The sequence below is a fragment of the Xenorhabdus griffiniae genome (assembly GCF_015163655.1).
Lineage (GTDB): Bacteria > Pseudomonadota > Gammaproteobacteria > Enterobacterales > Enterobacteriaceae > Xenorhabdus > Xenorhabdus griffiniae.
This window is the reverse complement of record NZ_JADEUF010000216.1, coordinates 1-2,400: the sequence shown is the minus strand read 5'-3', so window position 1 is coordinate 2,400 and position 2,400 is coordinate 1. Positions and strand designations below refer to the sequence as shown.

1 protein-coding gene is annotated in these 2,400 nt (G+C 36.6%); it reads right to left on the bottom strand.

All coding sequences use genetic code 11. From position 1 onward, the window contains the following. Window positions 1-301: 301 nt before the first annotated feature. Window positions 302-2,020 carry a L,D-transpeptidase gene (gene ldtD / locus IQ211_RS18870; RefSeq protein WP_189759287.1) on the bottom strand — a complete coding sequence of 573 codons (1,719 nt, stop codon included), beginning with the start codon at window positions 2,018-2,020 and terminating at the stop codon, window positions 302-304. Window positions 2,021-2,400: the final 380 nt, after the last annotated feature.

The window sequence follows — 2,400 nt, the reverse complement described above, 5'->3', positions numbered from 1 at the left end:
TTATTGTGATCTACTTAACATAATTAAAGTTATAATCAATAACAACAAAACAGCTCATTAAAAAAACATAGTGAAAAAACACTTTTAAAATAATGGGTAACAAAAGATAACAGAGAATAAAACATTATTTCCTTTTCTATTTATACGCATTAAACTTCAAGTTACAATTTACAACACGATATGAAACCTGATTTCTCCCCGCGAAGCGGGGAGAAATCACACGCATCTTGAAGTTAGATTGGTATACAATATATATCAATACCAATTTGATTTCTTTGCGTCTTATTAGTAACGGAAGAAATTATAAATCATTTCTGGCTACCAAGAGCCTGGAAAGTGACTCTGAATATCGCCTTGCATTCATATCATAATCATAGATATCATCTCGATATTGTGCTTTCCCTCCCTCATCAACCCACGCTGTTTGATAATAGAGGAACACAGGAATTTTTTTGGGAATATTAACATATTTTGTTGACCAGGTTTTCAATGAACTATTAACTTTAGTTTTATCCCAACCTGCATCGCTCAACAGCATATTCGCTAATTCAGGTGCCTTATTGACACGTACGCAACCAGAACTAATAGCCCGCATTTCTCGACTGAAAGAAGCTTGATTAGGTGTATCATGCAAATAAATGGCTTCTGAATTTGGCATGTTAAATTTAAAACGTCCCAATGAATTAGTTGGACCTGGTGCCTGCCTAATACGATAAGGAAAATTATTCGGTGTTATTACGCTCCAGTTAATCGATGAAGGATCGATAACTTTGGCATCATTGCTCCAGCTGGAAAATACCGTATAACCACGCGTACGAAAATAACTGGAGTCACGCATCGCCCTTGGTGCAATATCTTTGCGAGTCATGCTGGTAGGTACATTCCACGGAGGATTGATCACCACATTATTTAGCTCACTACTCATGATAGGTGTTTTTCGGCTGGGACGCCCAACAACAACTTTAGAATTCAATACTTCTTTACCGTCTAAGTAATAGAAAAGTGAGTAATTAGGAATATTCACTAAAATACCTGTGGGAACATCTCCGGGAATAATTCGTAATCGTTGGATATTCAATGCCATAATACGAGCACGGATTTGTGGTGTCGTATTTAACCATGCTTTAGTGGATTTACCGATAACCCCATCGGCTGACAATCCGTGCTGGGCTTGAAAATGTTTTACAGCCGCTGTTAATTCTTTACCATAAACTCTATTATCGGATTTGGTAGCAGATAAATCCAATATCCCTAAACGAGACAATATTTTCCTTAATGCAATAACACTTTCACTACTTTGTCCTGGCCTTAGAGTTCCTTGAAATGAAAACTCAGTCCATGGCTGTTGTTCGGATAATTGTGCCAACATCTCCTTACGCATATTTTCATACAAAGGATGATTCGGTGATAAACTCGTAATATAAGAAAAAGTATTATTGTTATTGATATGCTGTTGCCATGTATTAATTAAATGGGACGGGGGTAATTCAATCTTATAAGGCGTTTGACTATATAACCACGAACTCCCTTTTTTATCAACATTACTAATAAAATGGAGATAACCTAACATAGCATCAGATAAGATAACATCACGCCCCATTTCACTTAATTCAGGAGAATGAAGTTGTATCAGCCATTTTTCAAATTGAGGTTGAAAACCCGCTAGCGACATTTCAACTAATTGATCTTCAAATTGCTTAATGGCTTTTTTATCTGACCATAATGGTTGCATTTTATTGTTAGCATATAAATTTGCTAAACGTTCAGGAAATATCGGTTTTACTTGTTGTGGCAACCAATTTTGTAACTGTTTTCGATTTTCATCAATAGAATTCACTGGAGAAATAGGAACGACTTTATCCGTCAAAATAACAGAACCTGCTTTTTTTGGCTCTGTGGGTAGTTGTTGCATACCATCTGATGACAGTCCATTTTGTTGATTTGCAAAAGTACCTTCTGATACCGCCAATGTGCTACAGATAAAAGAAACTTTCAGTAACCTGACCGTGTTCTTCACCATAAGAGCTCACCTCACCTTATTATATATGCAGCTATCCAATGACTTATTATAATTATCCGCAGACTCATTTTATCAGAAAGAATACTGGTAATTATATACCTAATTACTGCTTAAGATAGGATGACTCGCTAATCAAATTTGATCTCACCAGGTGAAATAAAACCTATACCAACCTAACTTCAAGATGCGTGTGATTTCTCCCCGCGAAGCGGGGAGAAATCAGGTTTCATATCGTGTTGTAAATTACAATTTGAAGTTTAATGCGTATAAGAAACTGAACAACCACCGACTAAAGTCGGTGGGTTAGTGATTAACGGACTGAAAGTCCGGATACGCGTCGGCTAAACGACGCGTCAATCGTCCATTCTGAAATTATCATC

Bases quoted from the DNA above. Each gene is read 5' to 3' on its own strand.
- ldtD (WP_189759287.1), bottom strand. From the start codon at position 2,020: ATGGTGAAGAACACGGTCAGGTTACTGAAAGTTTCTTTTATCTGTAGC.